The following is a 2,706-nucleotide window of genomic DNA, read 5'->3' as shown; positions in this document are numbered from 1 at the left end:
AAAACAGTCTCCACATTTGATGGCGCGTATTCTAACCAATTTATTACAAAAAAGCTCGCGCAATCGTTTGGCATCTCAAAAATAATTGCAAAAAAGTCGTTCTTTAGCTTTAAAAGTAACGAGATAGTTAATAGGGAAAGTTATGTTTCAGATAGGTGAACTGGCAAAACGTTGTGGTGTGACTGCCGATACATTGCGTTTCTACGAGAAAAACGCGCTAATAAAACCCGCAGGGCGAAGCGAATCAGGCTACCGCTTGTATGATGAAGAGAATCAAAAGCAGGTGCACTTTATCCTCAAAGGTAAAGATCTTGGCTTGAGTCTGGATGAAATTAAAGACCTGTTAGAAATTAAGTTAGAAGCGACAGAACACAGCTGTGCAGAGGTAAAAGCCATTACTTCTGCTAAGTTAGAGCTGATTGATGGGAAAATTAACGAGCTGACGAAAATTCGCCGAGCGTTAAAGAAGATTAATGATGCTTGTTGTGGTCATACAGACGATGACGCCACACATTGCTCTATCCTCGCAGCACTTGAGTAGTCTCATTCTTGCATCACTTAACTTAAGTTTGCATTTTTGGCGACTTGCTTTTCTAGGTACACGCTGCTTTCCCACCTATAATCTTGCCTTTAGTTACTTGTAGGAATCGACCATTGTCTGATTCCTAGCGTAACGCTGTCTGTAGATACGAGAGTTTTCATACATGGTTGGAGTCTATTTTCAAATCAATGACTGGGTTTTGAGCGTTGATGAAAATAAGCTGTATCGACAAGATAGGGAAGTTACTGTTGAGCCACGCTTAATTAATCTTTTGCACTTCTTAGCGGAGCATGCGAATGAGGTGTTCAACCGCGAGGAATTGATTCAGTACGTTTGGGCTGGAGCGATTGTGACCGATCAAGTGGTGACTCAATCCATCTTTGAGTTGCGTAAGCTACTACGTGACGGTCGAGAGGAAAATACCAACTACGTTATCACGGTGCCCAAGCGTGGCTATAAGCTGGTAGCGAACGTGGTTACTATGACGCATGAAGAGTTTGTCACAAGTCGGCAAAATGAAGAGATCCCACCTTCGGTTGAAGAATCGGAAGAGGATTGTCTACCTATAGCACCAGCCGTTACCTTTCCTGCCGGTCCTCTAACTCGCGCGGTCTGCGAGATGTCAAAAGAGAAAAAAGCACCTCAGAGCAAAAACAAAATCAGTCCTTGGCGATTGGGAATTATGAACTTCATCTGGATCAGTATGTTGGTCGTAGTGATGGGCGTGTTTACCTACAAGCAATCGGAAGTGCGTATTACCCAAGCCATCGATACCCATCTGATTGAGTTCAAGTTTCAAGATAATTTTACGAATGAAGGATTAAGCTACGATTTGGCAGACGGATTCGCCCAAAAGTTGATGTCCGACATTGCTCAAGTCAGTGATTACCGAGTCATGCTAAAGAAGGCGTCGTTTACTTCTGGCATTGTGCCTGGTAAATCGGTTGTGGTGAGAGTTCGTGAGAATGACGGTGGCAGCTTTTTAGAGGTGGAATATCGCAATAACTCATCTGAAAAAGTGTTGTTTAGTCGTCAATACGCGTTAACCAGTAGTCATTTAAAGACAGTGCTTCAACAAGCATCGTTGGATTTGATGCAAGTGCTGAAAGTATCGGATGCCAAATTGAAATCTACGATGCTGGTGGCGGGAATGCCAATGAATCCCGACGCGTTGGAGTTGTTTGTTCAGGCTAACCATTACCTTAATGTCTCTGATACTAAACAATTCCGCCAAGGTATCGACTTGATGGAAAACATTTTAGAAATCGAGCCGGATAATGCTTACGTTCAAGCTGAGTTGTTGATTGCTTACCATGTACAAAAGGCTCTTGATTTCTCACAGGAGTTGAAGAAAGGGCGAATGCAGCAGCTCAGTGAAGCACTAGAGACTAATGTGAAAATGATGGTGGGGCCAATTCAACCGCGAATTTATGAAGCTTTAGCACTGCACGAAACCATCATTGGTGACATGGCGTTAGCCAAGCGGCATCTCGGACAGGCATTGAGGTTACGTGATTCAGTGCTTTCCTATGTGATTCGCGGTAAGCACGCCGAATTGGATGGTGATCTGGATTTAGCCAGTGAGTCTTACAGTGAAGCTTTCTATATTGATACGTCGGTTGAGACGTACCTGCTGTGCGAAAACTTGGTCTTCCCAAGTAACATGAAGGCGATTGATTACGCCATGTATCGCGCCGTTCACCCTTCTGTCGTTCGAATGCTTTAATTCTCTCGGACTCAACGTCAGCCTAATGCTAGCCCCTCATTTCGATGAGGGGCTTTTTTGTCGCTGTCGAAAAGTGAAAAGGGTGGGGCGGTGGGGCAATGACTTACGAAGGAGCTAACAACGCAAGCTTGCAACGGGAATACATACCCGCTTTGCTTCTCTATCTCTATCTCTATCTCTATCTCTATCTCTATCTCTATCTCTATTGATTGTATGAAGTGTCTGGATTAGTTATGTGGCGAGAATGATTTTGGTGCCTTCTTGCATGCGAGATGAATATTGACTTGGGTCAAGAAGCGCGATCAGGGAGAGATTTATGGAATCAACACTTCAGGGAATTAACCCTTCGGGATGGGGAAGTTGATAGAGGTTGATAACTTTTATCGCGATGACCAACGAGTTGATGAGAGTTTATCTATCGGTAGAAGGTTTGATGTTT

At 43.8% G+C, this 2,706-nt stretch carries 2 protein-coding genes; both read left to right on the top strand.

The genetic code is table 11. The annotated features are described in order from the left end of the window. Positions 1–142: 142 nt before the first annotated feature. The gene (gene zntR, locus CAG68_RS19170) at positions 143–541 is read left to right on the top strand and encodes a Zn(2+)-responsive transcriptional regulator (protein WP_005382529.1); all 399 of its coding nucleotides are present in this window, start codon (positions 143–145) and stop codon (positions 539–541) included. A gap of 163 nt (positions 542–704) precedes the next feature. Then, on the top strand, positions 705–2,267 hold the full coding sequence (gene cadC / locus CAG68_RS19165; RefSeq protein WP_005382530.1) for a lysine decarboxylation/transport transcriptional activator CadC: 1,563 nt from the start codon (positions 705–707) through the stop codon (positions 2,265–2,267). The last annotated feature ends 439 nt before the right edge of the window (positions 2,268–2,706 follow it).

The organism is Vibrio sp. V42_P2S4T144, assembly GCF_009904715.1.
Lineage (GTDB): Bacteria > Pseudomonadota > Gammaproteobacteria > Enterobacterales > Vibrionaceae > Vibrio > Vibrio alginolyticus.
This window is presented reverse-complemented; position numbering and strand designations above follow the sequence as displayed.

Bases quoted from the DNA above. Each gene is read 5' to 3' on its own strand.
- zntR (WP_005382529.1), top strand. From the start codon at position 143: ATGTTTCAGATAGGTGAACTGGCAAAACGTTGTGGTGTGACTGCCGAT.
- cadC (WP_005382530.1), top strand. From the start codon at position 705: ATGGTTGGAGTCTATTTTCAAATCAATGACTGGGTTTTGAGCGTTGAT.